We start from the raw sequence: 24,102 nt of genomic DNA on the forward strand, positions 1-24,102 counted from the left end.
AATCGAGGGGGAACCGTGAACTACCGGGTCACCACAGCTCTGACGACACTGATACTCGCCACCGCGGTGATCGCGGGGTGCGGCAACAACCCCGACGACAACACCGTGTCACAACCGGCACCCACGATTGACACCACTACCCAGGTTCTCGATCCCTTCGTCGACGACACCGCCGACGGACAGCAGAAAGAAACCGTCACCCGCATCATCGATCTCGGCAACCAGCGGAAGGCACCTGAAAACACCATCATCGCGGCTCTTATCGCCTCGCGAGCTGAAGGATCCTGGCGGGTTCACCATTCCGGATCGGGAGGACGGAACCTCTTCGGATGGAGCCAGATGTGGGACAACCGACCTGCCCTCGACGACGGAGCCGTCACTGACGCAATCGAGAACTTCTATGCCGGTGCGGACAGTCCGGAGAATGCCGCAAAGAAGGATGATCCTGTCGACTACGCCGTGTCGATCCAACTGTCCGACCGCTTGGGCGGCCGTGTGTACTTCGAAGACCGCACAGCCTATGACGCTAACCTGCCTGATTTCCGAACCGAGGACACTGTTCGCAACACGTACACCGAGGCACTCCCCTACGCACGTGCAGCTTTCGACCAGTTCAGCTAGATGCGTACGCGGGGGATTTCGTTGACCGACAGTACAACGCTGGACATCAACAAGGTGTGTCTATCCGCGCAGCTAGCTCGATGTGCCAGGCCTGCGGCCCTTCCCATCGTCGAGGGGTATCGCCGGATCCCGCCACATCGACCACATCATCGGGCCGGACGTGGGCAGAGCGAACGCCTCTGTCACACGAAATCCGTACTTCTCATATAGCGGGATGTTCTCTTCACGGGTGCAGACCAGGTATGCCGGTATTTGCGTCTCGTCACACAGCGCGAGGCGGTTGTCTAGCAAAGCGCCTGCGAAACCCTGTCCGCTGAGCGCAGGTCGTGTCCCGATGTTCACGAGGTACCAGTGCGGAGTCTCAGGGTGGTGGTGGTCGAGCGTGTGGCGAATTCGCAGCGCGGCGAGCGCGCGCGTTCCGAGCGCCTTTAGGAGATGGGGTGCGGCCCGGACGGTGCTGGTGATGCGCTGCTGCCAGTGGTTCGGTGGGTCCCACACCGCAACGGAGGTGGCCTCGCCGTCCTGGCCTACAGCGATTTCGACTCCCCCTCCTGCAAGGTGATGGGACCGCAGGGATGTACGGAAGTAGAGCGGTAGCGAGCGTTTCCGCTCCGCCGACTCGGGCCAGATCTGCGTCATCAACGGATCGTCTGCAAAGGCGGCTGCAAGAAGTTCAGCGCATCGGTCTGCATCGTTCATTGCCGCACTCAGGATCTTTCGCTCCATCAATTCCTCACTCGTGTGGGCACACTGTCGTTATGACTTCGAGCCTGTGCCCGTTCGCCGCCGCCACCCATGCCGTCGACCTCATTCATAACCATCTTCGTCAAGATACTGGTGTCCACCGCGACCAGCTTCCCAACGGCTCGCCCGTGTGGGTTGTCGGCGGCTATGAGGCCGTCGCGAATCTCCTAGCTGATCATCGCATGTCGGCCGCGAAATCCGACTCCACTACCAAATTTCGCGGACAGAACCTACCCAGAGCCCTGGATATGAACCTGCTCAACATCGACGGAGAACAGCATCGGCGAGTGCGGCAACTCGCGACAGCGGCCTTCGCTCCCGAGCATCACACTGCGCACAAGCGTGTCGTGGCCGATGCAGCGAAGAGGCTCGTTGCCGATCTGCCCGCGACCGGCGAGCTTGATTTGATGAGCGGGTTGTGTGAGCCCTTGCCGCCGCGTGTGATCGGCACTCTGCTCGGGATTCCAAAGGACAAGCTGGGCCAGTTCCAAACCGCGGCCCGCCCCATGTTTGCGGTCGATACCTCTAAGGAGGGGGACGCGATACAGGGGGCGCTCGGGAGCATGTTGATGCTGGTCGCCGACGCCATCGGCGACAAGCGGCAGCATCCAGGAGGTGACATGCTCTCGGGATGGATCGCTGCCCGTGACGGTGAGGACCGATTGAGTGAGGAGGAACTAATTTCCCTCGCCTTTGCGACGATCATCGGAGGATTCGAGAACGTCACCGCTCTGACCGCGCTCGTCATCGACGAGGCCGTACGATTTCGCAGCGCTGAGACACGGGTGGCGGTAGATGCCGCTGACTCCGGATCGCTACCAAAGCTTGTGCGCGAGATCATCGGTGACGTCGCCCCCGTGAATTACGCTCTGCGCCGCTTTCCTCTCGAAGACATCGAGGTCAACGGGATCACTATCCCCCGAGGTGAGACCGTGATTCTTTCTCTGCGTTCGGCGAACACCGACCCATCTCGAGGTGCACGGCCCGACCTTGCTTTCGGCCGTGGCCGACATTATTGCATCGGCGCCTCGCTCGCCGAAACCGAGGCAGTGGAAGCGCTGCGCTACGCCTTCCTGCGGTGGCCGCGACTGCGTCCCATGAAGGAGCGATCGGCGCTCGCTCTCCGGCGTTCGTGGCTCACCTATTCGCTGGCTGAACTCAGCGTGTACGCCGGTTGACCACTTGCCATTACACGCTCGAACAACAGTTCTGTGTAGTCTCCTCGAATGACATTGGAATCAATCGCATGCAGGGGGCCACCTGTTGTCTACGTCGGGATGGGTGCTTGTCGAGACCCTGCAAAAGGAACGTTTGACCGTCATCGAGAAGGGTCGAAAGCCCAGCGGCCGAACCTCATTCGCGGGGATTCTCCGGGAGGTGGGAGCCATCGGGGGGAAGCTGCCTTCGAGGCAAGCTGCGGCGTGGATCGAAGAGCGCATCACGGAGATGCGGCATGATTTGGTTCCACTCGATAAGCCCACCACGCTGGACAATGGCCGTGTCGTGCGGGTGATTGGGAGGCCGGTCGTCGGTCCCGGCGGGGCACTCCACGCCGTCCATCTGTGGGTGGGGGTCGGAGCGGATGCAGCACCGACGGACAAGCCGTCGGACGCCATCGGATTCACCTGGAATTCTGACCGACGCCTAGTCGATCTGACAGAGACGGCTGCTGGCGCGTTTGGACGACCCGAGTGGGCCACTGCGGGCCGCGGCCTGACCGCCCCTGAAGCCCTAAGATTTGTCAGGGTTGCGGACGGCCTATCTCTCATACGCACGATCCTCACTCGTGAGCCAGGCAAATCGTGGGAGGGGCTGGCGACCGTATTCACGCCATCGGGCCAGAGTGCCGCCCAACTGGTTGTAGCGTCGGACGACTCCACCGATGGCCACGCGGTGTGGCGCGGTGTATTGCACGATGTCTCCGCCACCACCACCCCTCCCGCCCAGAGTCTCGAGTCAAGTGCGTTGGCCGCCCTGCGGCACGTATCGCAGAGTCACATCGTTCTCTTGGACATTGGCAAGATGCGACTGATCGACTGGGTTACCGACCCGATCCCGCAGATACAGTGGAAGGGCATGGTCGACAACAGGGACACGCCGCATCCAGACGACGTCCAACGCATCTTCGACACAGCAGGGCAAGTCTTTGGCGGCCACACCCCGCGCGGTGAAGTGAAAGGTATCCGGCTACGCCGGTTCGGTGGTGGCTGGACGGTTGTCGACGCTTCAGGAGGATTGTTGCCCACGGCAGGAGAGGATCCGTTGCTGGCGTTGGTTCAGTTCGATGTCACCGGCACGTCCACTGAAGCGGACCCGGTTCCACCGACCGACGATGGACACCCGGGTCTCGAATGAGGCCACCGTTCGTGTTGCGGGCCACCACACGATCCTTATAGCATCCGTGTAACTCACGCATCCTCGATGCGTTATCCCGGCACAGGTCGCTGACGGTACCGGACGAGAGTTGAGCGTCACTCGTGACGTTCCCTTGTCCATGCCGTTTTGAGAAGCGAGTTGCCGATGATTTCGCCGACCGATCAACTGATCACGCTGCAGGATATCGCGGTGCGTCGCGCGACTTCATTCTTGACGCTCAACTCGACCTCGCCGAGAGGTGGCTGGTGGCCCCCGGCCGCCTCTCGGCGAACCTCTTCCCACGCAAGCACACGGAAGTTCACACCTGAACCGACCTACGCCGTCCTACGCGGGCGTCTGCGGAGGACGGTTTCGAGCACGAACATAGGCTGCTCGCAGCTCATCGACCGCAATGTTCAGCGCCGCAGCGATTCGTCCAGCCACGCCGGGGTCCTCCGGCCAAGTCTCACCACGTTCAAGTCGTCCGAGCTTCGCGACATTGATTCCTGCGGCATCAGCGAGCTCGAATTGCGTCAACCTGGCCAACGTCCGCCAGTCACCTGGAAATCGATCGTCACGTGGCACCGACACCACGGTCTCCAAATCTTCGACCTCGAGCACTCGGAGCACGGTGCGCAGCGAGTCGATTTGGGGGGTTCCACCACCGTTTTCCCATCGCCGGAGCGTCGACTCTCCCACGTCCGACTTGCGGGCGAGGTCGGGAATGGACATACCAGCAGCCTCACGCGCAGCAGTCAAAGCAGATGGCATAAAGCCGCGCGTCACACGCCGAGTCAACTTCGACCGCCGACGATCTTCCCTCTCATAAGCGGTCACGATGCCTCGCTTCTGTTGACATCCGCACATACGGCGGATTTAAATGGCGGATATAGATAAGGTAATGCAAGACATCTTCCCACGATCCAGCACCGACTCAGAACGGACGCCATGACCTAAACAGAAGAAAGCCCCCGCCGGTTGCAGCCGGACGGGGGCCGAACCGAACAGGGTTGCAGCCCTGATCAGCGTGATTCTTCAGCTAGCAGAACGGGAGTCTGCCAATGGAAACGATAGGGGTCGTCGACGCAGGTGTCGACGAAACAGATGTGTTGACTTGGTCAATCCATCAAATCCGACGGTTCATCCAAGCTCACGACTCGGTGTGCGCATGCTCAGCCAGGCCAGATCGATGCGCGATGTACCGAGCAGCTTATGAAGAAGCATTCTTTCGCCGGATAAGCTCGAACTTTCCCGATTGCGTGGACGCGCAAAAGGCCACCGATGACCGACTCCCCTGCACCCCCAATCCCCGTGGATGGGACACTGACGTCGCCAGCACAGGTCAACTCCTCGCCGCCATTGACGCGTGCAAGAGTTGCGCGTTCTTGGTGACCTGCGAGGAACAGGCGCAGGAAGGCCCGGCACGATCGATGGTGTGGGCCGCGGTGGCCTACGACCGCGACGGCGAGCCGATCGGAATCTCTGGGCTGTCCGCGTGGGTGCGAACGCGGGACGGCATCCGGCTGCGCGACCAGAAGCAGACCTTGCCGGTCACCGCACTACCTGTACCGCAAACGATGTCAGTGCCAGGGGGGTGGGCATCTTGACGGCGCCGCAGATCTACCCCGTCCGCCTCCACGAGGCCACAAATGTGGAACTCTTGGCGTCGAATGTGGTTGAGGGTCCCAATCGGGTCAGCTTCGATGCGAAGCGTGACTGTTTGCACTGCCTGCGGTTGGAGGCCTGTCGCGCGGATGTCGCGACGGTGGCGTCCGCTAGGGACACGCCGCGTTCCATGATCTGGGCGGGTGCCATGTGCCGGCACGACGGAACGGTGATCGCGACCGATCGTGAGCTCCGGGTGTACTACCGGGGCGAAGGGCAACGAGCAGTCGAGCGGGGGGCGGCGGCGTGATCAGTCTTTCGGACCGCGTCCTGCTCATGGCGACTGGCGAGATCGAGTACCCCGGAACCGAGGGGCTTCTTTCCCTGCGGTGGAACTGGCTCGCTGACCTGTACTCCCACCCGGTGTGGGGTCTGGTCACTATTCCCGGATTCTCCGTGTCCGCGGGATGCGAGATCGCTATGTTGTGCCGCGATATGCCGACCGGCACGGTCAACTCCCTTGCTGCCCGTTGGGGTGCGGTGGACCGGCTCGGGGCGATCGGCGCCAGCCCCGCTCAGTCAGCGGCGCTGTACGCCTGGTCCGCGGTCGCCGATACCACCGTCGATGCACATGACTACCTGGGTGGCCATCAGTTCAGTGGTGCGGAAGCTGTCGCCGCCGCGTTCTGGGCGCACCTCGCCGCCAAACCGGGCTCTGTCGCCGAGGCGTGCGTCGCCGCGGCCATCGAGGCATGGGAAGCACGTCTGCACCGTCCCTCGACGAGAGGGGCAGTCGCATGAGGGGTCTTACCGCCACCGACCGTCACGGGCGAACGTGGGACCTCATCGCGATAGAGAGCGTCATCTGCGCACTCCTCGTCACTGACACAAGGACGCCGATCGTGATGTCCGCTCCGGATCTCATCGACACGCACGGCCCAATCCGGCTCTCACCGGACAGGTGTCGTCTCAGCCCGGGATCACGCGACGCGCTCGTAGATGTCGTCGACCTCGTCGCATCGGAGCCCGAAACAGCCACGATTGAGCAGATCCGTGAGGTCGCCGCCGCGGCCCACCTGTTGCTCGGTGTGAAGCCGGCACCGCGGTCGGCGTAGCTGGCACGGCTGCGGCCGCAGACCACCCTTCTCGGTCCCCTTTCAGCGGACACGCGCGAACCTCCACAGTTCGCGGTGACCGCGCTAGTGGATCGGCACCCACCCACGCCCAAAGCGAGGCGATGCCCCTGACCCGTAACCATCGCGCTACCCCGATAACCCAAATTTCAAAGCGCAGACCTCAGAAACGCGAAAACCCCCTTGGTGGGGGTGGTTTCAGATTCACTAACCGCTCCGCGGCATGTTGTTGAGGAGGACTTGCCGGTCCTCCTCAACCAAGAGGGTGAAGGCCTTGCCGAACCGTCACATTCCCTGAGCTTGTCGTTTAACCTCGGCCATCGCGTGGGGCAGTTGGTGCTGGTGTTGTTCGGCGTGTCGTCGCGGCATGAGGCGACCACCGCCTGATCATCTTGAGGTTCCTTCCACAGAACTTTCGAGACGAAAGCAGGCGGTGGCCGTGAGTATCAGTGTGCCCGATCGGTGGGCGGTCGGGGAAGAATCGGTCCCCGATCCGCGTGTCGACCTGGTGTCGTTCCGCGAAGAGTTCTACCGGTGTCTGCCGGCCCGAGGTGATGCATTGTTCGAGTTGACCGATGCGCTGCTGTGTTCCGGCACCGCGGTTCGCACCCTGGTCGAGTTGTCACTGGCCGCCGAGCATCGGCGCGGTCACGGCGCCTTGTACGACGCAATTAACTGCGGCAGAGTAGATTTCACTCGGCTGCGCCGCGCCCTCGGCTGGCTGACGATCCCGTGTGATCGTGGCGGCCGGATCGTTCTGGCCGTCGATGTCAGTGCCTGGTTGCGCCCGGATGCACCGACGAGTCCGCAGCGCGGGTTCTGCCACGTCTACGGCCGCGGGAAGAATCAGGCGCAGCTGATCCCGGGGTGGCCGTACTCGTTCGTCGCCGCACTCGAGACCGGGCGTACCTCGTGGACGTCGGTGCTCGACGCGGTCCGCTTGCGCCCCGACGATGACGAAATCGCTGTGACGGCGACCCAGGTGCGTGAAGTGATCACGCGGTTGCGCGAGGCCGGGCACCACCGCGACGGCGACCCGGACATTCTGCTGGTGTTCGACGCCGGATACGAGTTGGCGCGGTTGGCGTTCGTGCTCGCCGATCTCCCGGTGCAGGTGTTGGGTCGGATGCGTTCGGACCGGGTGCTGTGCTTCCCGGCGCCGCCACCGGGCCGTACTGGGCGCCCACCCCGGCACGGCCCCGAGTTTCGATTCGCCGACCCGATTACGTGGCCTGCACCCGAGACCACCTCGAGCACCGAGACGGACCGATACGGCACAGCCTCCGCTTCGGCGTGGAATCGGTTGCACCCGCGACTCGTTCATCGTGGCTCGTGGGCTCAGCACCCGGGGCCGCCACCGATCGTGGAAGGCACGGTGATCCGGTTGACCGTCGACCACCTTCCTGGGGACCGGCATCCCACCCCGGTGTGGCTGTGGTGCTCGGACCCGGGCGTCGGTGCTGACGATCTCGACCGGTTGTGGCAGCTGTTTCTGCGGCGCTTCGATCTCGAGCACACCTTCCGATTCTTCAAGCAGACGTTGGGGTGGAACGCACCTCGGCTCCGCAGTCCCGAGGCGGCCGACCGCTGGACCTGGATCGTGCTGGTGGCCTACGCCCAACTCCGGCTCGCCCGTCCTCTGGCCGAGGACCTACGCCGCCCGTGGGAACGGCCTGTCCCACCAACACGATTGACGCCGGCACGGGTTCGTCGAGGGTTTTCGCGCACCCGTGCGACGATGCCTGTTCCGGCCAGTGCACCGAAACCCAGTCGACCCGGACCCGGACGCCCACCCGGATCGAAAAACACCCACCGCGCACCGCATCACCACGTGGGCAAACGCGCCGAAACCAAAGCTAGAAAACCCGTCGGGGCCGCCTGCCCAGGTTAAAAATCAAGCTGAGGGTGAGTGCCGAAAGTTCACCGCTTCCGACACTCGTACTGCATTCCCCGAAAGGACTTACCTGTGGAAGGTACGTCTGATGCTAACGCATGCGCTGAATCAGCACCTAAACAACCCGTTTCGCCCACCAACATCCGGTCATCCATCCACGGCGGTGCGCACATTCCGCAGTCGGCAGAAGTCGACAACTGGGAAGCCTCCGTCCACGCCGCCACCCACGCCATCAACCAACTCCACCAGTACAACCGCGACACCGGGCAACGCGGCCGATCCTTCACCCTCCCCACCACACCCGGACGCGAAGCCACCATCCCCGTCTGGTCCGGCCGCACCGAATGGTTACGCCAACTCCGCCACCACATCACCCACACCACCACCGGCCAAGCCGCACTCACCGCCCACAGCATCAGCATCGAACGCCTGATGGCCGTCGCCACCGCCCACGCCCGGTTCGCGGATTCCATCACCGGCCGTGGTGTCACCGCCTCCCGGCAACTCATCGCACACCACGCCGGCGTCTCACTCTCCGTCGTCAACCGCGCCCGCCGTGTCCTCAAAACCCTCCAGATGGGTGTCGAACTCGAACGCGGCCGCACCCTCCGCACCCATGAATACCTGGCCGCCGAACTCCACCACGGCGGCCAACAACACCAAGCCGCATCCGTGTGGGCACTCAGTTCCCCGAAGCACATCGTCGACGCCACTCCCCCACCCCCACGCCGGCCGCAGCGTCCGCGCCGCGCCCGCGCCACCCGACGTCTCGCACGCCACCGCACTCGGCCCCAACAACCCACCACCGCGGCCAGCACAACTCATCCCCAGGCCACCGGCGCTGACACCCTATCCCCCAGTACTTACGTTCCTTCACATAATCTTTCGTTACGAAGTACTCACCAACGCGCACACGCGCGGCCCACCACATCCATCCCACAACCCCGACCCATCCACCTCCAACGAGCAGCCGCCACCCTCGCCTCCCGCTCCCCCGTCCTCACCCACGGGCACATCGGCAACATCTGCGACACCATCAAGGCCGCCGGCATCGACACCACCCAGTGGACCGGCCACGACATCGCAAACACCCTCGACCGCGACACCCGAGAACGCGGGTGGACCTGGCCCACAGCAGACCGGATCAGCTCACCGGTTGCCCTCCTCCACTGGCGCCTCACCCACATCGACTGGACCGGCCCCTCCCCCAGCCAGCATCGCACCGCAGCAGACGCCCGCCGCCACCGCGAACAACAAGCTCGCCATACCGCCATCCACCATCGCAACGCCACACAAGCAACCCCGGAGCAGCGGGAAGCCGCCCTCGCACAGATCCGCCGGACCCTGCGTCACACCACACATCGCCGAGTTGATCTCCGATGAGCCCTTCAGAGGGACGTTCATCAGACTCCGGGGTAGTCCTCCACTGTCACCGTGCCGCCGCACCTCAGGTGACCCACCGAGTGCTACTGCTGTGGGACAACACAAGTGACGACAGGGAAGCACCCCGTTCGACGTTTGCCGCAGCGAACCGCTGCCGCGGTTGCGCGAGATCTCGGAAGCCGGGCAAGTCTCACTGCATCCGCCCACCGCTGAAGTGCGTCGGCGTGGTGGGGTGCAGTGTGGGTACGGTGTCTGGATGACCGACTGGGTGCAGGAAGCGCAGGACCTCACCGACGAGGTGCTGCGGCCCGCTGCGGCGGAGGTGGACAGGTCGGGGAAGATCCCGCCATCGCACTTCGAGGCCTTACGCGACCGGGGCTTCTACGGCCTCGCCTTCGCCACCACAGATCCCGTCCACACCCTCGCCGACGTCGGCGAAATCCTCGTCAGCGGATGCCTGGCGACCGCATTCGTCTGGGCACAACACCACGGCACCCTCCTCCGAATGATGATGTCGAGGAACAACACCCTCAAAGCCCGCTATCTCGCCGACCTGCGCAGCGGCGCCGTCACCGCCGGGGTCTCCGGCAGCGGCTACGCCAACCCGGAGAACCCCCTTATCGTCGCGACCGAAACAGACGATGGATACACCATTTCCGGGCGTGCACCGTTCGTGACCGGATGGGGCCTCGTCGACGTCCTCGGGGTCACCGCATACGACCCCCGAGCACACAAGACCGTCACCTTCCTCATGGACGCCGCTGACGGCCCGAACGTCCACGCGAACCGAATCCGCCTGTCCGCGGTCGACGCATCCAACACCGTCGAACTGACCTTCAACGCCACCGCGTCCCCCACACCTCGGTTGTCCAGGTAGGCAAACCCCGTCGGGGCCGACTCAGCCTGGCTGACCGGGCGATTCTCCGGATCAACGGCTCCCTCGCCCTCGGCGTGGCACGAGCATGCCTGACCGAAGCCGACCGCATCGAACACCCCTGCCCGCAACTGTGGGAAACACACACCACCATCCGCGAGGCCCTCAACAACGCGGCCACCGGCGACGGAGACATCTACGACGCCCGAGCCCGAGCCAGCCACTTCGCCGTCACCGCCGCTACCTACGTCGCCACCGCCGCAGGACGCCGATCCGTCCAACGCGGCGAACCCACCGAGAGAATGGTCCGGGAAGCCGCCTTCAGCATGGTCTGCACCACCACCCCGGAAATCAAGTCCCGCATCCTGACCGCACGCACTCCCTAGTGGGACCGCCGGACCGAGACGCATGACGGCAAACCCAGACCCCGACTTCGCGCACCCTCAGTCCCATCGCATGCCTTCCCGTCTCGCTCCACCGGAACCGGCGATCAGACGGACCGACCTGTCCCTCTGATCAGTCAGCAGAACAGCGCCCGAACCAGAAGAATCGTCGGCCAGGTCGCCGCCCACCGTGATGCACGGTGCATCACCCACCCCCCCCGCCGTGAGTCCCACCTACCCCGGGACGACCAGTTCGCGGGTCGGCGACTTGGCGAGTCTCGGCCAGTTATCCTTGCGCCCTCGAACCATGCGTGGAGCACCGCGCTCAGGGATGGTTCGAGAGCGGCTCAGCTACACGGCTCGCAGCGGAGGCAGGATTCAGCAAAAACCAGCGGGTCGTATCCCGGAATGCCAAGTCTCGACCCGACGGGATACGGCCCGCACCCTCCACGTTAAACCGCCTCCGGACTGACCTCAATGGCCAGTTGGGGGCGGCTTTTTGTCGTTCAGGGGGACCTTCACCGCACCCGGCGGCGTGGCCTCGAAGGAGGACCGACGATCGTCGGCGGAATTCGGGCGGACCTTCCGACAACAGCAACCCGACAGCACCTGTAGCTATCAGCTACACTTGTAGCAACTAGCTACAACACCCGGGAGTGAAGCGATGCACAGCACTGGAGACAAGGTCACCCGCCTGGCAGCCGACCTGGTGGCCAGCGCCATGGCCGAGGGAGAACGGCAACACCGCACCGGACGCCAACAACTCGAACACTGGGCCCGGGTGGGCCGTGCGGTCTCGAGCCGGCAGACCGCGGCCCGCCGCCGAGTAGAAGACGCTCTAGCCGGCCGGTTGCCGATCGGTGAACTCGGCACCGAAGAAGGCACAGTGTTCAACGCCGAGATCAACGCGGCGATCGAGGAACAACTGGCCACCACCGATTACGGTGCCGCGCTCGCGGCACAGGGCATCACCACGGTCGCGCTGTCCGAGGACGGTCAGATCATCGAGCACCGTCCCGACGGCACGCGCACAGTCCTGCCCGAGTGAAACGACTCGACCTGGTGGTCGGTTGCAACGGCGCCGGCAAGTCCACCTTCGTGGCCTTCACCCTCGCTCCGCTGCTGCCGGCCAGCCCGTTCGTCAATGCCGACGAGATCGCCACACAACGATGGCCGGCGAATCCGGCTGCACACGCCTATGAGGCGGCGGAGATCGCCGCGAAGACCCGGGCACACCTGCTGACCCTGGGGAAATCGTTCATCGCCGAGACGGTGTTCTCCCATCCGTCGAAGCTGGAGCTGATCGACGAAGCGCGCACACACGACTACACCGTCATCTTGCATGTGGTGATGATTCCCGAGGAGCTAGCGGTCCAGCGTGTGCGTTACCGGGTGCGAGCCGGCGGGCACGATGTTCCGGAAGACAAGATCCGCCAGCGATACCACAGATTGTGGGGTCTGCTCGCTCAGGCGTTCCCACGGTGTGATCACGTGAGCGTGTACGACAACAGCGCGAGCACCGGCCCGCGCATCGTCGCCCAGTTCACCGACGGACACCTCGTCGGCGAAGCCACCTGGCCCGCGTGGACACCCGTAGAACTGACGTCGTACACCAGCGGGGGCGAGCACCCATAGGTGCGGTAACAGCCTGGCGGATCCGAACACCCAGAACATGAGGAACCAACAGGCACGGCCCCCGACTACGTCGCACGAAAGTCACCGACTCCGACGAGACGGACACCTCCCTCGAACAGCTCACCGCCAGCCGAAAGACACCCAGTCCCCCATCGTGGACGTCGAGGACACCGACACCGCCGACGCCTTCGAACTGACCGGTTCAGACCTGTCCGGCGAAGAACTCACCGTCCGCGTCATCCCGAAGCAGGCGGACGAATTCACTTGCACCAGTTAAATTAATTCCTCGTCCACCACCGCAGCCGCTTCGCCAGCGGTACCCAGCTGATCTGCGGGACTGCGCCTGAGAACACCGAACATCCGAGGGCCGCATCTTCGAGCCCTCGAAACATATCGCACCCCTCCTGAGGTCACCTACTGACCGGAGTCATCACCACCGTAGTGTCACTGACCGCCAGCCCGGTGTCTCACCATCGGGCTGGCAGCCGACGTTCCAACCGAGTGCGGGAAACGGAAGTGGTGCGAATCAGTCTGCCGGGTTGACGACCCTGACCGGGGCGGAGCCGTCCCAGTACCTCGCGGCCTCTTCGAAGGCTGCGAACATCTCCGTCACGCCCGTTCCGCCTCCGACGTCACCGATCTCGACGGCAAGGTGCTGACCCGCCGTGTCGAAGTAGGCGAACCGACCGAACCCGCTGATGCTGCCTGTGAAGGTGGCCGCCTCGCCCGACGCCTGTGCCTGCAGAACCGTGTCGTCGAAGTCGTCGGCGAACACCGCGAGGTGATGCAGTCCCGGGCCGTACTCAGCGATGAAGTCGCGGTAGGGCGACGGGCCGGCGTCGTTCTGCTGGATGAGCTCGATCTGCATGGATCCGCTGTAGGCGATCGCGACGGTCAGGTCGATCTCGACGCTCTGTCCGAGGTAGTGAACCTCCTCGAACGGGGCATGCTCGACGACGAAGAACGGGCCGACGCCGCGCTTGTTCGTCCAGTAGTCGAGTTCGGCGTCGATGTCGGTGACCGCGTAGCCGAGCTGCCGGACCGGCCCGAGCGAGCACTTCACTTCGCGGCCTCGGGGACCATCCTGTGCATGCCGACCGACGGATCGGTCGCGTAGTCGACGAGCTGAGTGTGGCCGACGGCGTCGTTCGCCGCAGCGATGTAGTAATGCAGGCGGGCGTCCGCGATGGCGCCGAGCTCTCCCTCGGGCGCGTAACCGGCGATCGGGCCGTCGACCATGGCGAGCATCGTCGTGCCCTGCGGCGACGTCGGAGAGTGGACGGCACCCGCGACCTCACACGTGTACATCCCGGTCTCGCCCTTGTCGTCCTCTTCGTAGTAGAAGCCGCCGTCGATGATGTACGCCTGGACGTTGCCGATGTGCCAGTGCGGAGGTGCCACGCTGCCGGCGTCGACCTGCAGGATGAGGGTGAATGATCCGGTGACGAGGTTGCAGTAGAGGAGCTTGAAACGGGTGCCGGGCATGAGCCAATCGGTCCACGGGATCTGCTCGGGATCGATGAATTCCTTCCGTGCGCCCTTTGGGGTGATGCCGGGATTGGTCATCCAGTAGTCGGGGCCTGCAATGCGCATGATCGCATCCAATCTTCGTGGGGAGAATGCCCGGAATTTGTGATGTGGCTGCCGTGGTCCGGGTGGCCTCGGGAGTGGTTTAGAATCTCCCCGGTAATGAATGTGATGTCCATTACATTTGATTTCAGTTCGTTAACTTGCTGGTTATCGCGGCAGGTCAGAGGTGCGGGAAAAGGCGCGGTGGCCAGGTGGACGATCTGAATCTGAGGCTCGTCGCATACTTCGTCTCGGTAATCGAAGAAGGGCATTTCGGCCGCGCGTCGGAGAAACTCTTCATCAGCACGCCTGCATTGAGTCAGCAGATCAAGAGGCTTGAAAAGCAGTTGGGCGTCGAATTGATCGACAGATCGGCGCATCCGCTGCAGCCGACGGCGGCCGGGCGCCGGTTCCTGCCCGAGGCCCGGGCGGTCCTGGCCGCCGCACGACGCGCGGTGGAGGCGGCGACGTCGGAGATCCCACCAGTTCGACTGGGGTTCATGGCGGCTTCCCTTGTCGGGCCGACCCGTCGTTTTCTGGAACTCGTGCGAGAGCGCCGGCCCAGGCTCGAGGTGGCCTTGGTCGAGCTTCAATGGGCCAATTTGGCAAGCGCGGTCCGATCGGGGGAGGTCGACGCATCGATCCTCCGTCCACCGGTGTCGGACCGGTCTGGACTCCGACTCGACGTGCTGTGTGACGAGGCGCGTGTTGCGGTGCTCCCGGTTGGGCATGCGCTCGCGGGCCGCGACCACGTCCATCTGGGCGATCTCGACGACGAACCGCATGTCCGGTCGGACGACGCCGACCCCGAATGGGTCAGATGGTGGGCATGCGACCCGCGGCCGAGTGGTCGGCCGGTGGTTTACGGCCCGTCGGTGCGCACCATGGACGAGATGCTCGAGGTTGTGGCGAGTGGAGCGGCGATTGTGATCACCAGCAAATTCGTGGATGACACGCGACGGCATGAGGGCGTCGTCTTCGTGCCGGTCAGGGATGCGCCGCGGTCAGCGGTGTGCCTCTGTACGCGGCGGGACGACCTGAGCGCGGGCACACGCGCCCTGATCGACGGTGCCACGGAGTTCAGAGACGACAGGCTATAGGGGCGAGTGACGCGATCGCGGTGTGGATGCGCAAGCAAGTCAGACGGTCCCATGGTCGCATCCGCGATGACGAGGCACCTGATCCGGGACCGTCTGACAACGTGAGGAGCTGTTGGTCAGCTCAGGCCGGAAAAACTGCTAGCGTCGGAGCCGCTGAGGTCGGATAGCTGCCGATTTCGGAGCCGCCGTCGACGACCAAGCTAGTGCCGGTCACGTAACTGGCGTACCTCTGCGATGTCGCGCACGGTCAGAGCCCATAACGAACGAATCAGCGATACACCTCAGGTGTCGAGCAGGAACACTCGAAGTCGCTCGAGCACCAACCCGGGTCGCTGATCGACAATCCAGTGACCGACGCCGTCGACCGTCTCGAGCTGAAAACCAGCTGCGTGTTCGGCGTACCCGCGCAGCAGCGTCGGCGTGATCACCGGGTCCCCCGCTCCGTGGAGGAACCACATGGGAATATCGACGGAGGTATTCGCGAATTCACCGGCACGAATCAGTTCTCGCGTCAGGAAGGTGCGATACCAGCGCGAGCCGGCCACCCCATGACCGGGCTCACGCATGCGACGCACATAGAGCCTGAAGTCGTCGTCGAGGTAGAACCCGGCACCGACCCACCGGCCGAGCATCCCCAAGAAGCGCCCCTTCGGGTCGCCGAGAAGACGCGGCCCGATCACCGGAAGAGAAATCGGGATCTGATACCAGAACCGCCACAAACGCCGGACCGCCGTCAGATCGAACGCCAGCCACGGCCCGACGGTGTTCAGTCCGAAAAACCCGGACACCTCTCCGGATGTCGCATCATCAGATTCGCCGCAACTGGTCCACCCCAATCGTGCGCCACGACCCGCACCGGGGCGACGCCGATCCGGTCGAGCACAACCGCGAGATCATCTGCCATATCGGACTTGTAGTAGCGGTCATCGGGCGCCGAGCTCCACCCGGCCCCACGCAGATCCGGGCACAGCACGCGGTAGCCATCGGCCGCGAGCGGTCCGATCAACTCGTGCCACGCCCACCAATTCTGCGGGAAACCGTGAACAAGCATGACCGGCGGCCCGTCGGCCGGCCCGGCATCGGCGACGTGAATCGTCACACCGCCGCCCACGTCGACGAACCGGTGCTCCACCCCGGCGAGCACCGGTAATGAAGGTGAGTTCATAGCTACTCGCTCTCTCCTCACACGACGATGCCTCACCGCGGAAACCCAACACGCTGCGCGGTCTGGTCCCGAGCCGCCGATGATCCCTGGTATGGAGATTGTGACCGCTCAATCGGGCTCCACCAGCAAGCGCTCGCGGTTGTACACCTTGCACCGCGGCACCGACGTGGCCAGCGCGGCCGTTGGTCGTTTGCCCAGTCGTGCTCGCCGCGTCGTGTAGGTGGAGCATTGAGCCGGATTCCTGTGTCCCCACCATGAGAGCCCTCAGCAGCCGTCGTATTTCCACGTGTCGTCTCTATCGTCGTATGTCCATGAACCCGAGCCCGGGCCAGCTGCATCGTTCGACGATGAGGTGAACCGGACTGTGGCTTTCGGCCCGTCCACACTTTCGATCACGTATGGCGACTCAAGGGGTTCCAGGTTGGCGATGTTGATCGCCACGTCGTTAAGCCACTTCACCCGATCCACTTGACATCTATCCGAGAGAGCGACAGTTGCATCGGGGGCGGTGGGATCAATGTGATCGAGGAGGTCTCGCAGATCCTTGTCTAACGTCTTTCGAACAGGACAGTCGCGGTCTCGCGATTCCGGTGGGGCGAAGCCGAACGGCCACACGGTGGTTTCGTCATAACAGTTGGGTGGTCCCTTCCGGGGACGCCCGCGCATGCGGGAAAATCGGGTGCGGTCGCTCGCCGAGGTCGATCTTTTCTTGGCGCCGGTGAGCCCGAATAACAGTTTGATCCGGGGAGCCGATGGTGGGGCTGCGCATTGTTGCCACGAGCACGAGGGTCCGACTCTTTCCTTTTCCCTGTTCGGTTCCTGCGGGCGACCGCGTTCATGCAATCGGTTCGGTGGGAAGGAGTTTCGTCATGGATGAGGTCGACGATGTCGAACTGTTAGTGGAGCGGGTCGCGGCGCTGGATCTCGGCAAAGCCGTACTGGAGGCGTGTGTGCGGGTGCCGCACCCGCAGCGGCCCGGTAGGCGAATGCAGGAGCTGCGCGGTTACGGCACGACCACCGCACAGCTGCTGGCGATGGTGGCCTGGTTGCGGCACTGGCAGGTGCAGCGGGTGGTGATGGAATCCACCAGCACCTACTGGAAGGGTGTCTACTACCTTCTCGAAGCCGAGGGCTTCGATTGCTGGCTGGTCAACGCCCGCGAGGTGAAGAACGTGCCGGGCAGGGCGAAGACCGATCGGGCCGACGCGGTGTGGCTGGCGAAGGTGGCCGAGCGTGGCATGTGCCGGCCGTCGCTGGTGCAGCCGCCCGAGATCCGTCGGCTACGTGACCTCACCCGCTACCGCCGTGCCCTGGTGCAGGACCGCACCCGCGAGCAGCAACGGGTCGAGAAGCTGCTCGAGGATGCCCAGATCAAGATCTCGTCGGTGCTCTCGGAGCTGCACGGCGTATCCGGACGGGCGATGATGCACGCCCTCATCGCCGGAGAGCGGGATCCGCGGACGCTGGCCGGGCTGGCCAAGAGCGGTGCGCGGAAGAAGACCGATCAGCTCGAAGAGGCGCTGCGCGGATTCTTCACCGACCATCACGCGACGATTCTGAAGATGATGCTCGACAACAGTGACAGGATCGGCGACCAGATCGCCGCACTCGACGCGCTGATCGAGGACGCGATCAGCCCTTTCTCCCAAGAGGCGACCCGCCTTGCTGACATCGTCGGCGTGAACACCGTTGCCGCCGCCGAGTTGATCGCCGAGACCGGGGTTGACATGACCCGATTCCCATCCGCCGCGCATCTGGTGTCGTGGGCGAAGTTCTGCCCGCAGACCCACCAGTCGGCCGGCAAGTCCATGAGCAAGGGCCGCGGCAAGGGCAACCCATGGCTGGCGGGCACTCTTGGTCGAATCGCGTTCGCCAACTCCCGGGCCGACACCTTCCTCGGCACCCGCTATCGGCGCCTCGCGCGACGCCGCGGCAAGCAGAAGGCGATCGTCGCCACCGGCAACTCGGTACTCACCGTCGTCTACCACCTGCTCTCCGACCCGGACGCCACATTCTGCGACCTCGGGCCCGGATACTACGAATCCCGGATCAACAAGCACCGCCGCGCCCGCGACCTCGCCACCCAACTCCAGACACTTACCGGTCAGCACATCGCCATCCGCGACGGCAAGGCCGTCATCACCGACACCGCCGCCTAACCCAAACCCACAGCAGCAAAACAACATAACCCGGCTCCGCCGGGTGCCTTCGGCCTGCCCACTCACCAATCCTATTTTCGGGTCAGATATCGACGAGCGTCGTGCCGGTGAGATTCGCGTCGCCCAGGACAACGTTCCTCAGCCTGTTACGGTCATACGCTGTGTTACCTAGAATTGCGCCGTTCAATCGGGCGCCGGTGAGGTCCGCGCCGGATAAGTTCGCACCCCGCAAGTCGGCATCCCACAGGGTTGCTCCCCTCAAATCCACGCACTGATCCTTCTTCGGGGCTGCCGGGTCGGGGTTTGGCTCAGGGTTTTCTATGCAGTTGAGTCGAGCCTTTTGGGCATGCAGGTTGGTTAGCTTCGTTTCGTGCATGTTGGCACCGCGGAGATCCGCTCCCGCAACTGTGGCCGACCACAGGTCGGCACCTTCGAGATTCGCGAAGCGCAGATTGGAGCCCGTGAGATCCGCGAGCAGCAATCTTGTGTCGATCTCCCGATCGACGACCTTCTCATCGACGTCCTTCTGATCGTTCTCGGTCTTACAGCTACGGGTACCCGGCAGCCAGCTGTCGTCGCCACTCAGCGGGCAATCTAGTGCTGCTTCTTCCAGGTTCGCACCAATAATCGAGGCGCCATTCAACTTTGAGTTGCTGAGAGTGATCTTTTGCAGTTGGGCACCATCGAGATTGGCCCGTGTGAGGTCCGCGTTGGTGAGGTCGGCCGAACTCAGAACGATGTGGCTAAGGTCCGAGTCACGCAGGATCGCCCCCGGAAGTTCGATGCCCGATAGGTTCATCCCCCGCATCTCGCGGTAGGACCGGTCGATGACGCCCTCCTGCGTGCTGACCTGGTCACGAAAAGCGCGTACTAGCTCGTCGCGACTACTCGTCAGCTCACGCTGGGCCTCGAAAGACGATTGGAACAGAAAGACCAGCAATCCCACTATGACCGCGAATACGCCATCTTTGAACCACCAGGCCGGCTGGGGGCCCGATTGCTTCGGTACCCATGTCGACGGCTTCCGCCAGGAGATCTTCGGCGGAATTGCGGGAGGGATCACTGATTCCCCATCAGCGTTCGACGGTGGTTCCGTCACAGAATCCATGATTCCCCACGACGTCACCGCCGATGTGCTGAAGATGAAGAAGACCGGTCTGTTTAATCGTCCCTCTTCGAACCCCTAAAGTCACTGATCGTTAGGTGCTCGAAACACCTGTCGGGCGTCTGCGCTTCGGCAGGCAATTGCCGGGGACGAAAACCGTCGCGTCCGGGGAACTGTGTTTATGTCCCGGCGTACACGGGCGAATCGCGTCGGACCGCGATGGTTCGATTCCGGTCAGCCCGGAGCATAAGTAGCTTCGTTTGACGCCCCACACGGATCGGGAATCTCATCCCCACCGACAACCTCGCCTCGCGGCAGCGCCGTGGACGTGGATGCAGCAGACCGGGACGCGAGGGCGAGGTCAGTGTTCGCTCATCCGACCGCCGCGAACTGACGTGCCGCTGCGAGGACCTGCGGCCGGACGTCGTTGAGGTCGCCTTCGCATAGCAGCAGCAACGCCGTGGCTGGTTGCCAAGGATCGGGTTTCAACGCCTTGAACCATCCAACTGGTAGGTCCACCACCTCGAAGGGCATCTACAGGTCATCCACGCCGGCGAGACACGCCGGTCCTACTTTTTGGGTGTCTCAGGAGCACCTCGTCGGTACTTTACCGACGCCCATTCGGCAGCCGGGATCCGGCTGGTCTTCACCGAAGCCGTCGCCGCGCTCGACGGCGACGGTTCCCGGGTACGCGCCGCGCTCGGCCGAAGCGGCGAACGCTACCCGCCCGACCTGGTTGTGATCGGGATAGGCGTCGAACCGAACTCCGAACTGGCCACGGCAGCAGACCTGGCCACCACCACCGGTATCGATGTCGACTCCTATCTACGCACCTCGGATCCGCACGTCTGGGCCATCGGCGATTGCGCGTCCTTCCCGTGCCGGTACGCCGGAACGGCCAGTCGGCGCGAATCCGTTCAAAACGCGGTCGATCAGGCCTGGACGCTTGCCCGCACGCTCACCGGAACTCCCACCGAGTATCGCGAGGCCCCCTGGTTCTGGAGCCACCAAGGCTCACTCAAACTGCAGATCGCCGGCATCGCGGATCAACCCGACTACTCGATCACGCACAGCGACCCGACGGCCAAAAAGTTCTCAATCTTCCGCTTCCGAGATGACAGATTGACCTGCGTCGAGTCGCTCAACAGTCCAGCTGTACACCTGGCCGCCCGACGAGTCCTGGCATCAAACTCCCGGCCATCACCCTCGGACGTCACCGCCACCGGATTCGACTTGAAGGACTTCACGAGCAGCAAGCGGAATCAGGTGTGATTGGAAGCTTCTCTTACGCTGATTCCCGACGCGTCAGTTCGTGGAGCTACCAAGGCCCGCATCATTGCTCGCCTGATCCAGCTCCCCCGTTGGCGAACAGCCACAGCTCGAACAGATCCGGCCGTACCTCTCCGCTCTTCCGCCCCCATCGCGCCAACAATGCGCAGTACCGCTCGTAGGTTTTATCGGTGACCGGCTTCCGATCCTCAAACGGACCCGGCCAGTGGCCCCGATTCCACTGCCGCTCTAGCCCATCTCCAGCTGGGTCGCATCCCCGCGATACCGGCGGGGTCAGCCGATACCATTAGCGTCGAGGAATGTCCTCCCTCGTCCCTACCGACTACGCCGCCAACGCTCGAGAGCATCAAGCGGCTCGTGTATGAGGCGCGCTACATCGCCCAGCGCAGGGTGAACACCGAACTGCTCAGGCTCTGATCCAAAAATGGGGTGAGGTGCGTGCGGTCGGGACACGCGTTGTGATGCCCGCGTGAGGTGGTCTAATGAGGTTCGGATCGGGGGTTCGGATCAGGCTGCCGGGGTGAGGGTGACGGTGCAGCCGAGCGCTTCGAGTTGCCGAATGTGATTGTGTTTCTAGGTATCCGGTCGGATGTGGCGGGTGTAATGATCGGAACCGAGGTCGTGGAAGGTGGCCTGTTCGTCGGAGAGCAGGTGCCAGGCGACGACCAGGATGGAGCGATCGACGGCGAGTTTCTTTCCCCGTTTCGCCAGCCGGCGGTAGCGGGCACCGAGGAAGGTGTCGGTCCTGCGGGTCATCACGGCGGCCTCACCAAAGGCTGCGGCCAGGTAGCGGTTGCCGTGCCCGGAGGAACCGTTGCCCTTGGTCTTTCCGGGGTCGGCCCGGTGGTCGCCGGGACCATGCCCTCCCGGTCTGCTACGGAAAGCTACGGGCAGCTAACCCGACCACGGACCGATGACACGATGATAAGTTGGGAATTACGTGACCGCTGACAGCACACGGCCTGGTGCTGCCTTACATCCTGAGGTAGGGCACCGAGGAGCAGAAGCAGGTGGCTGCCCCTCGAATTCATCGGCGGCGACATGATGACCGCCATCGCGATGACCGAGCCAGGCATCGGCTCGGACCTCGCCGGCATCAAGACCACCGCCCAGTCCTCGTCCGGCCGCAGCAGCAATCGTGCAGCGGCATAGTTCACCCGCCCACGCCATCCGCACACCCGGCCAACCCCGTGGTGATGAGGATCCTCGACTCGAGGAGCGCCGAACAGAGACCGCGTATGCCGCCGAGAGCGCGCCGTACGGTCGCCGACCTCAGCGAAGTGCCGCCGGTGGTCTCCGTGGCCACCATGTCCGAACCTGCGCGCTGTCCTCGACGCCGTGACCATCCCGTGGCCGAGTCAGTGTTCGGATGAGGCTCGGTTGAGTACGCGTCTTGCCGCAGGTGTGCGACTACACAGCCACTAGCTAGTCGTCGTTTCAAACGTCGTCCCACCACGGCCCACTGGCGGCATCCGGTAAACGATCCGAATCGAACCGCCCACCAATGCACCGCTACAGCAACCAGACGGCAAGCCCCAAAGACAGCTCTGAGCCCCTGACATAGGCAGAACCGTATGGTCCGACAGCTTATTGCCGGTTGATGCATTGCCTGTATTTCGTTGGGATGAAGCCAACGCTTTTATGGTGTGGATCACATTCGCGCCATCAGCGACCAGTACCGCAGCACAGACATCCGGAGGATCTTCATGGTGATGGCCGAAACCCATTCGAGCGAGGCAGGCCAACGGCGGTCGCGCCGCCCGGTCAACCAGGGTGCGTGGGGTGTTGTCGTTCTTCTGTTCCTGTTCTTCACCCTAAATTTTGCCGACAAGGCTGCGATCGGGCTGGGTAGTCATCAGATTCGCGAGGATTTGGGTCTGACAGCAAGCCAGTACGGACTTCTGAGCAGCGCATTCTTCTGGCTGTTCGCGATCGGAGCGGTCGTACTCACCGCCGCACTCCGCAAGATCTCGTACACCTGGGGTGCCGGCCTGCTGATGATCAGCTGGGTAGTCACCATGCTTCCGCTGACCGTTCAGACGTCGTTCAGCGTCCTCCTCGCGTGCCGTATCGCGTTGGGCTTCTTCGAAGGTCCGGCACACGCTCTGTGCCAGTCGATCGTCGCGGATCGTTTTTCGCCGGAGAAGCGTGCAACGGCCGGTGCAGTCGTCAATGCCGGGTCTTCGGTGGGCCCTTTGATTGCGGCACCTGTTCTGACCTGGGTGATCCTGTCGTGGTCGTGGCACGCTGCCTTTGCGGTCCTTGCAGCTCTGGGCACGCTGTGGGTGATCGTCTGGTTCTGGTACACGGAAAAGCTGCCGTTCAAGCGTTCGCACGAACCCGCGGTCGACGGTGACTCGGAGGTAGAAGACCCCAACGGCAACATCGTGGTTCCGTTCCGTCGTCTGCTGACGCTGCAGAGTTTCTGGGGCTTGGTCCTTCTGTCCTTTGCCGGCTACCTGGTTTCCTCGCTAAAGGTTGCCTGGCTGCCCGCTTACATGAACGAGGGGCTCGGATATTCGGCAAGCTCGGTGGGCACCCTGGTGACGCTCCCGTACTTTGCGGCGGTTGTGGTGCTGCTCTCTGCAGCTCTGCTGTCGGGTCGTCTGTTGCGTAAGGGCCACTCGTCGAACGTCGCTCGTGGGTATGTCACCGGCGGATACCTACTGGCAGGCGGTGTCTCGATGATCATGTTCACTCAGCTTCAGCCCGGACCGCTGCAGTTGGTCCTCGTGATTGCCGCGTTCGCGGTCAACAGCGTCGCGACCTCCGTAGCCTTTGCCGGAGCCTCCGACTTCTTGCCAGCTCGTCAGCGGGTCGCGTTCTTCGGTTGCATCATCGCCGCATACAGTGTGGCCGGAATCGTAGCGCCCTACGGGCTCGGACGGATCGTCGATCATGCACCTACTGCAGCCCAGGGTTACTCGACCGGCTTCATGTTCGTCGGAATCATCGTCTGCATATTCGGAGTTGTCGGCGGTCTGATGCTCAACCCTGAGAAGGCCAAGGCCAGGCTCGTGCAGTTGACCGCAGAATACGCGGCAGAAGAGGCTCGGCCGGCATAAGAACCAGATGAAAACTGTACGC

Annotated in this window: 22 protein-coding genes and 2 pseudogenes; 17 read left to right on the top strand and 7 right to left on the bottom strand. The window is 63.5% G+C overall.

What is annotated here, in order from left to right:
- Positions 1 to 15: 15 nt before the first annotated feature.
- Positions 16 to 621, top strand: coding sequence for a hypothetical protein (locus CJ179_RS48865; protein ID WP_095866319.1), 606 nt, complete (start codon positions 16 to 18; stop codon positions 619 to 621).
- Between the two features lie 72 nt (positions 622 to 693).
- Here CJ179_RS48865 and CJ179_RS48870 read toward each other — a convergent pair whose 3' ends face one another.
- Positions 694 to 1,260 carry an N-acetyltransferase gene (locus CJ179_RS48870; RefSeq protein ID WP_240319619.1) on the bottom strand — a complete coding sequence of 189 codons (567 nt, stop codon included), beginning with the start codon at positions 1,258 to 1,260 and terminating at the stop codon, positions 694 to 696.
- A 119-nt stretch (positions 1,261 to 1,379) separates the two neighbouring features.
- Here CJ179_RS48870 and CJ179_RS48875 point away from each other — a divergent pair, with 119 nt between their 5' ends.
- Complete coding sequence (locus CJ179_RS48875) at positions 1,380 to 2,543, top strand: cytochrome P450 (protein WP_143549079.1); 1,164 nt, start codon at positions 1,380 to 1,382, stop codon at positions 2,541 to 2,543.
- A 103-nt stretch (positions 2,544 to 2,646) separates the two neighbouring features.
- On the top strand, positions 2,647 to 3,720 hold the full coding sequence (locus CJ179_RS48880) for a GAF domain-containing protein (RefSeq protein ID WP_095866321.1): 1,074 nt from the start codon (positions 2,647 to 2,649) through the stop codon (positions 3,718 to 3,720).
- Between the two features lie 345 nt (positions 3,721 to 4,065).
- On the opposite strand, the gene CJ179_RS48885 is transcribed toward CJ179_RS48880, so the two are convergent.
- A complete protein-coding gene (locus tag CJ179_RS48885) occupies positions 4,066 to 4,587 on the bottom strand; it encodes a helix-turn-helix transcriptional regulator (protein WP_073364932.1) in 522 nt (173 codons plus the stop codon).
- A 1,044-nt stretch (positions 4,588 to 5,631) separates the two neighbouring features.
- On the opposite strand from CJ179_RS48885, the gene CJ179_RS48900 reads away from it, so the two are divergent.
- The 9 genes and pseudogenes from CJ179_RS48900 to CJ179_RS51990 form a co-directional block, all read left to right on the top strand.
- A complete protein-coding gene (locus CJ179_RS48900; RefSeq protein WP_095866323.1) occupies positions 5,632 to 6,126 on the top strand; it encodes a hypothetical protein in 495 nt (164 codons plus the stop codon).
- Between the two features lie 104 nt (positions 6,127 to 6,230).
- Entirely contained in the window at positions 6,231 to 6,440 is a 210-nt protein-coding gene (locus tag CJ179_RS48905) for a hypothetical protein (RefSeq protein WP_257016385.1), read from the top strand.
- A 457-nt stretch (positions 6,441 to 6,897) separates the two neighbouring features.
- Complete coding sequence (locus CJ179_RS48910) at positions 6,898 to 8,349, top strand: NF041680 family putative transposase (RefSeq protein WP_257016386.1); 1,452 nt, start codon at positions 6,898 to 6,900, stop codon at positions 8,347 to 8,349.
- Between the two features lie 75 nt (positions 8,350 to 8,424).
- Positions 8,425 to 9,735, top strand: coding sequence for a Rep protein (locus tag CJ179_RS48915; RefSeq protein ID WP_095866326.1), 1,311 nt, complete (start codon positions 8,425 to 8,427; stop codon positions 9,733 to 9,735).
- Positions 9,736 to 9,991: 256 nt separating this feature from the next.
- Positions 9,992 to 10,612 (top strand): acyl-CoA dehydrogenase family protein, encoded by a 621-nt coding sequence (locus tag CJ179_RS53600; RefSeq protein ID WP_257016387.1) that lies wholly within the window; start codon positions 9,992 to 9,994, stop codon positions 10,610 to 10,612.
- 74 nt (positions 10,613 to 10,686) lie between these two features.
- Entirely contained in the window at positions 10,687 to 10,995 is a 309-nt protein-coding gene (locus tag CJ179_RS53605; protein WP_257016388.1) for a hypothetical protein, read from the top strand.
- Positions 10,996 to 11,656: 661 nt separating this feature from the next.
- A complete protein-coding gene (locus CJ179_RS48925) occupies positions 11,657 to 12,040 on the top strand; it encodes a hypothetical protein (protein WP_095866327.1) in 384 nt (127 codons plus the stop codon).
- Positions 12,037 to 12,627: a zeta toxin family protein gene (locus tag CJ179_RS48930; RefSeq protein WP_095866328.1), complete on the top strand. Its 591-nt coding sequence runs from the start codon at positions 12,037 to 12,039 to the stop codon at positions 12,625 to 12,627. Before CJ179_RS48925 ends, CJ179_RS48930 begins: the two co-directional genes overlap by 4 nt.
- 83 nt (positions 12,628 to 12,710) lie before the next feature.
- Positions 12,711 to 12,901 (top strand): annotated as a pseudogene (locus CJ179_RS51990) (DUF4193 family protein); the annotation flags it as partial.
- A gap of 252 nt (positions 12,902 to 13,153) precedes the next feature.
- On the opposite strand, the gene CJ179_RS48940 reads toward CJ179_RS51990, so the two are convergent.
- Positions 13,154 to 13,690, bottom strand: a complete 537-nt coding sequence (locus CJ179_RS48940) for a VOC family protein (RefSeq protein ID WP_095866330.1) — start codon at positions 13,688 to 13,690, stop codon at positions 13,154 to 13,156.
- Positions 13,687 to 14,220, bottom strand: coding sequence for a 2,4'-dihydroxyacetophenone dioxygenase family protein (locus CJ179_RS48945; RefSeq protein WP_095866331.1), 534 nt, complete (start codon positions 14,218 to 14,220; stop codon positions 13,687 to 13,689). Before CJ179_RS48945 ends, CJ179_RS48940 begins: the two co-directional genes overlap by 4 nt.
- Before the next feature lie 188 nt (positions 14,221 to 14,408).
- Here CJ179_RS48945 and CJ179_RS48950 point away from each other — a divergent pair, with 188 nt between their 5' ends.
- A complete protein-coding gene (locus CJ179_RS48950; protein ID WP_095866332.1) occupies positions 14,409 to 15,296 on the top strand; it encodes a LysR family transcriptional regulator in 888 nt (295 codons plus the stop codon).
- Between the two features lie 281 nt (positions 15,297 to 15,577).
- On the opposite strand, the pseudogene CJ179_RS48955 reads toward CJ179_RS48950, so the two are convergent.
- Positions 15,578 to 16,461: pseudogene (locus CJ179_RS48955) on the bottom strand (alpha/beta fold hydrolase).
- Positions 16,462 to 17,330: 869 nt separating this feature from the next.
- Here CJ179_RS48955 and CJ179_RS48960 point away from each other — a divergent pair.
- Positions 17,331 to 18,620, top strand: coding sequence for an IS110 family transposase (locus CJ179_RS48960; RefSeq protein ID WP_095866333.1), 1,290 nt, complete (start codon positions 17,331 to 17,333; stop codon positions 18,618 to 18,620).
- An 82-nt stretch (positions 18,621 to 18,702) separates the two neighbouring features.
- Here CJ179_RS48960 and CJ179_RS48965 read toward each other — a convergent pair whose 3' ends face one another.
- Positions 18,703 to 19,566 carry a pentapeptide repeat-containing protein gene (locus CJ179_RS48965; protein WP_179377973.1) on the bottom strand — a complete coding sequence of 288 codons (864 nt, stop codon included), beginning with the start codon at positions 19,564 to 19,566 and terminating at the stop codon, positions 18,703 to 18,705.
- Between the two features lies 1 nt (position 19,567).
- On the opposite strand from CJ179_RS48965, the gene CJ179_RS51995 reads away from it, so the two are divergent.
- Together CJ179_RS51995 and CJ179_RS53900 are read left to right on the top strand one after the other, a co-directional pair.
- On the top strand, positions 19,568 to 19,807 hold the full coding sequence (locus CJ179_RS51995) for a hypothetical protein (RefSeq protein ID WP_073366683.1): 240 nt from the start codon (positions 19,568 to 19,570) through the stop codon (positions 19,805 to 19,807).
- A gap of 494 nt (positions 19,808 to 20,301) precedes the next feature.
- Positions 20,302 to 20,997: an FAD-dependent oxidoreductase gene (locus CJ179_RS53900; protein WP_095866335.1), complete on the top strand. Its 696-nt coding sequence runs from the start codon at positions 20,302 to 20,304 to the stop codon at positions 20,995 to 20,997.
- Positions 20,998 to 21,588: 591 nt separating this feature from the next.
- Here the strand turns inward: CJ179_RS53900 and CJ179_RS48975 are convergent.
- Positions 21,589 to 21,771: a hypothetical protein gene (locus CJ179_RS48975; protein WP_073366685.1), complete on the bottom strand. Its 183-nt coding sequence runs from the start codon at positions 21,769 to 21,771 to the stop codon at positions 21,589 to 21,591.
- Positions 21,772 to 22,661: 890 nt separating this feature from the next.
- On the opposite strand from CJ179_RS48975, the gene CJ179_RS48985 reads away from it, so the two are divergent.
- The gene (locus CJ179_RS48985; protein WP_257016389.1) at positions 22,662 to 24,080 is read left to right on the top strand and encodes an MFS transporter; all 1,419 of its coding nucleotides are present in this window, start codon (positions 22,662 to 22,664) and stop codon (positions 24,078 to 24,080) included.
- Positions 24,081 to 24,102: the final 22 nt, after the last annotated feature.

This window comes from Rhodococcus sp. ACS1 (assembly GCF_002300155.1).
Taxonomy (GTDB): Bacteria; Actinomycetota; Actinomycetes; order Mycobacteriales; family Mycobacteriaceae; genus Rhodococcus_F; species Rhodococcus_F koreensis.

What these genes read in the sequence shown, in the direction of transcription:
- CJ179_RS48875 (WP_143549079.1), top strand. Translation starts at nt 1,380, where the DNA reads ATGACTTCGAGCCTGTGCCCGTTCGCCGCCGCCACCCATGCCGTCGAC.
- CJ179_RS48945 (WP_095866331.1), bottom strand. Translation starts at nt 14,220, where the DNA reads ATGCGCATTGCAGGCCCCGACTACTGGATGACCAATCCCGGCATCACC.
- CJ179_RS48960 (WP_095866333.1), top strand. Translation starts at nt 17,331, where the DNA reads ATGGATGAGGTCGACGATGTCGAACTGTTAGTGGAGCGGGTCGCGGCG.
- CJ179_RS48885 (WP_073364932.1), bottom strand. Translation starts at nt 4,587, where the DNA reads ATGTGCGGATGTCAACAGAAGCGAGGCATCGTGACCGCTTATGAGAGG.
- CJ179_RS48905 (WP_257016385.1), top strand. Translation starts at nt 6,231, where the DNA reads ATGTCCGCTCCGGATCTCATCGACACGCACGGCCCAATCCGGCTCTCA.
- CJ179_RS48975 (WP_073366685.1), bottom strand. Translation starts at nt 21,771, where the DNA reads ATGACCCGCAGGACCGACACCTTCCTCGGTGCCCGCTACCGCCGGCTG.
- CJ179_RS48925 (WP_095866327.1), top strand. Translation starts at nt 11,657, where the DNA reads ATGCACAGCACTGGAGACAAGGTCACCCGCCTGGCAGCCGACCTGGTG.
- CJ179_RS51995 (WP_073366683.1), top strand. Translation starts at nt 19,568, where the DNA reads ATGACCGCGAATACGCCATCTTTGAACCACCAGGCCGGCTGGGGGCCC.
- CJ179_RS53600 (WP_257016387.1), top strand. Translation starts at nt 9,992, where the DNA reads ATGACCGACTGGGTGCAGGAAGCGCAGGACCTCACCGACGAGGTGCTG.
- CJ179_RS48870 (WP_240319619.1), bottom strand. Translation starts at nt 1,260, where the DNA reads ATGACGCAGATCTGGCCCGAGTCGGCGGAGCGGAAACGCTCGCTACCG.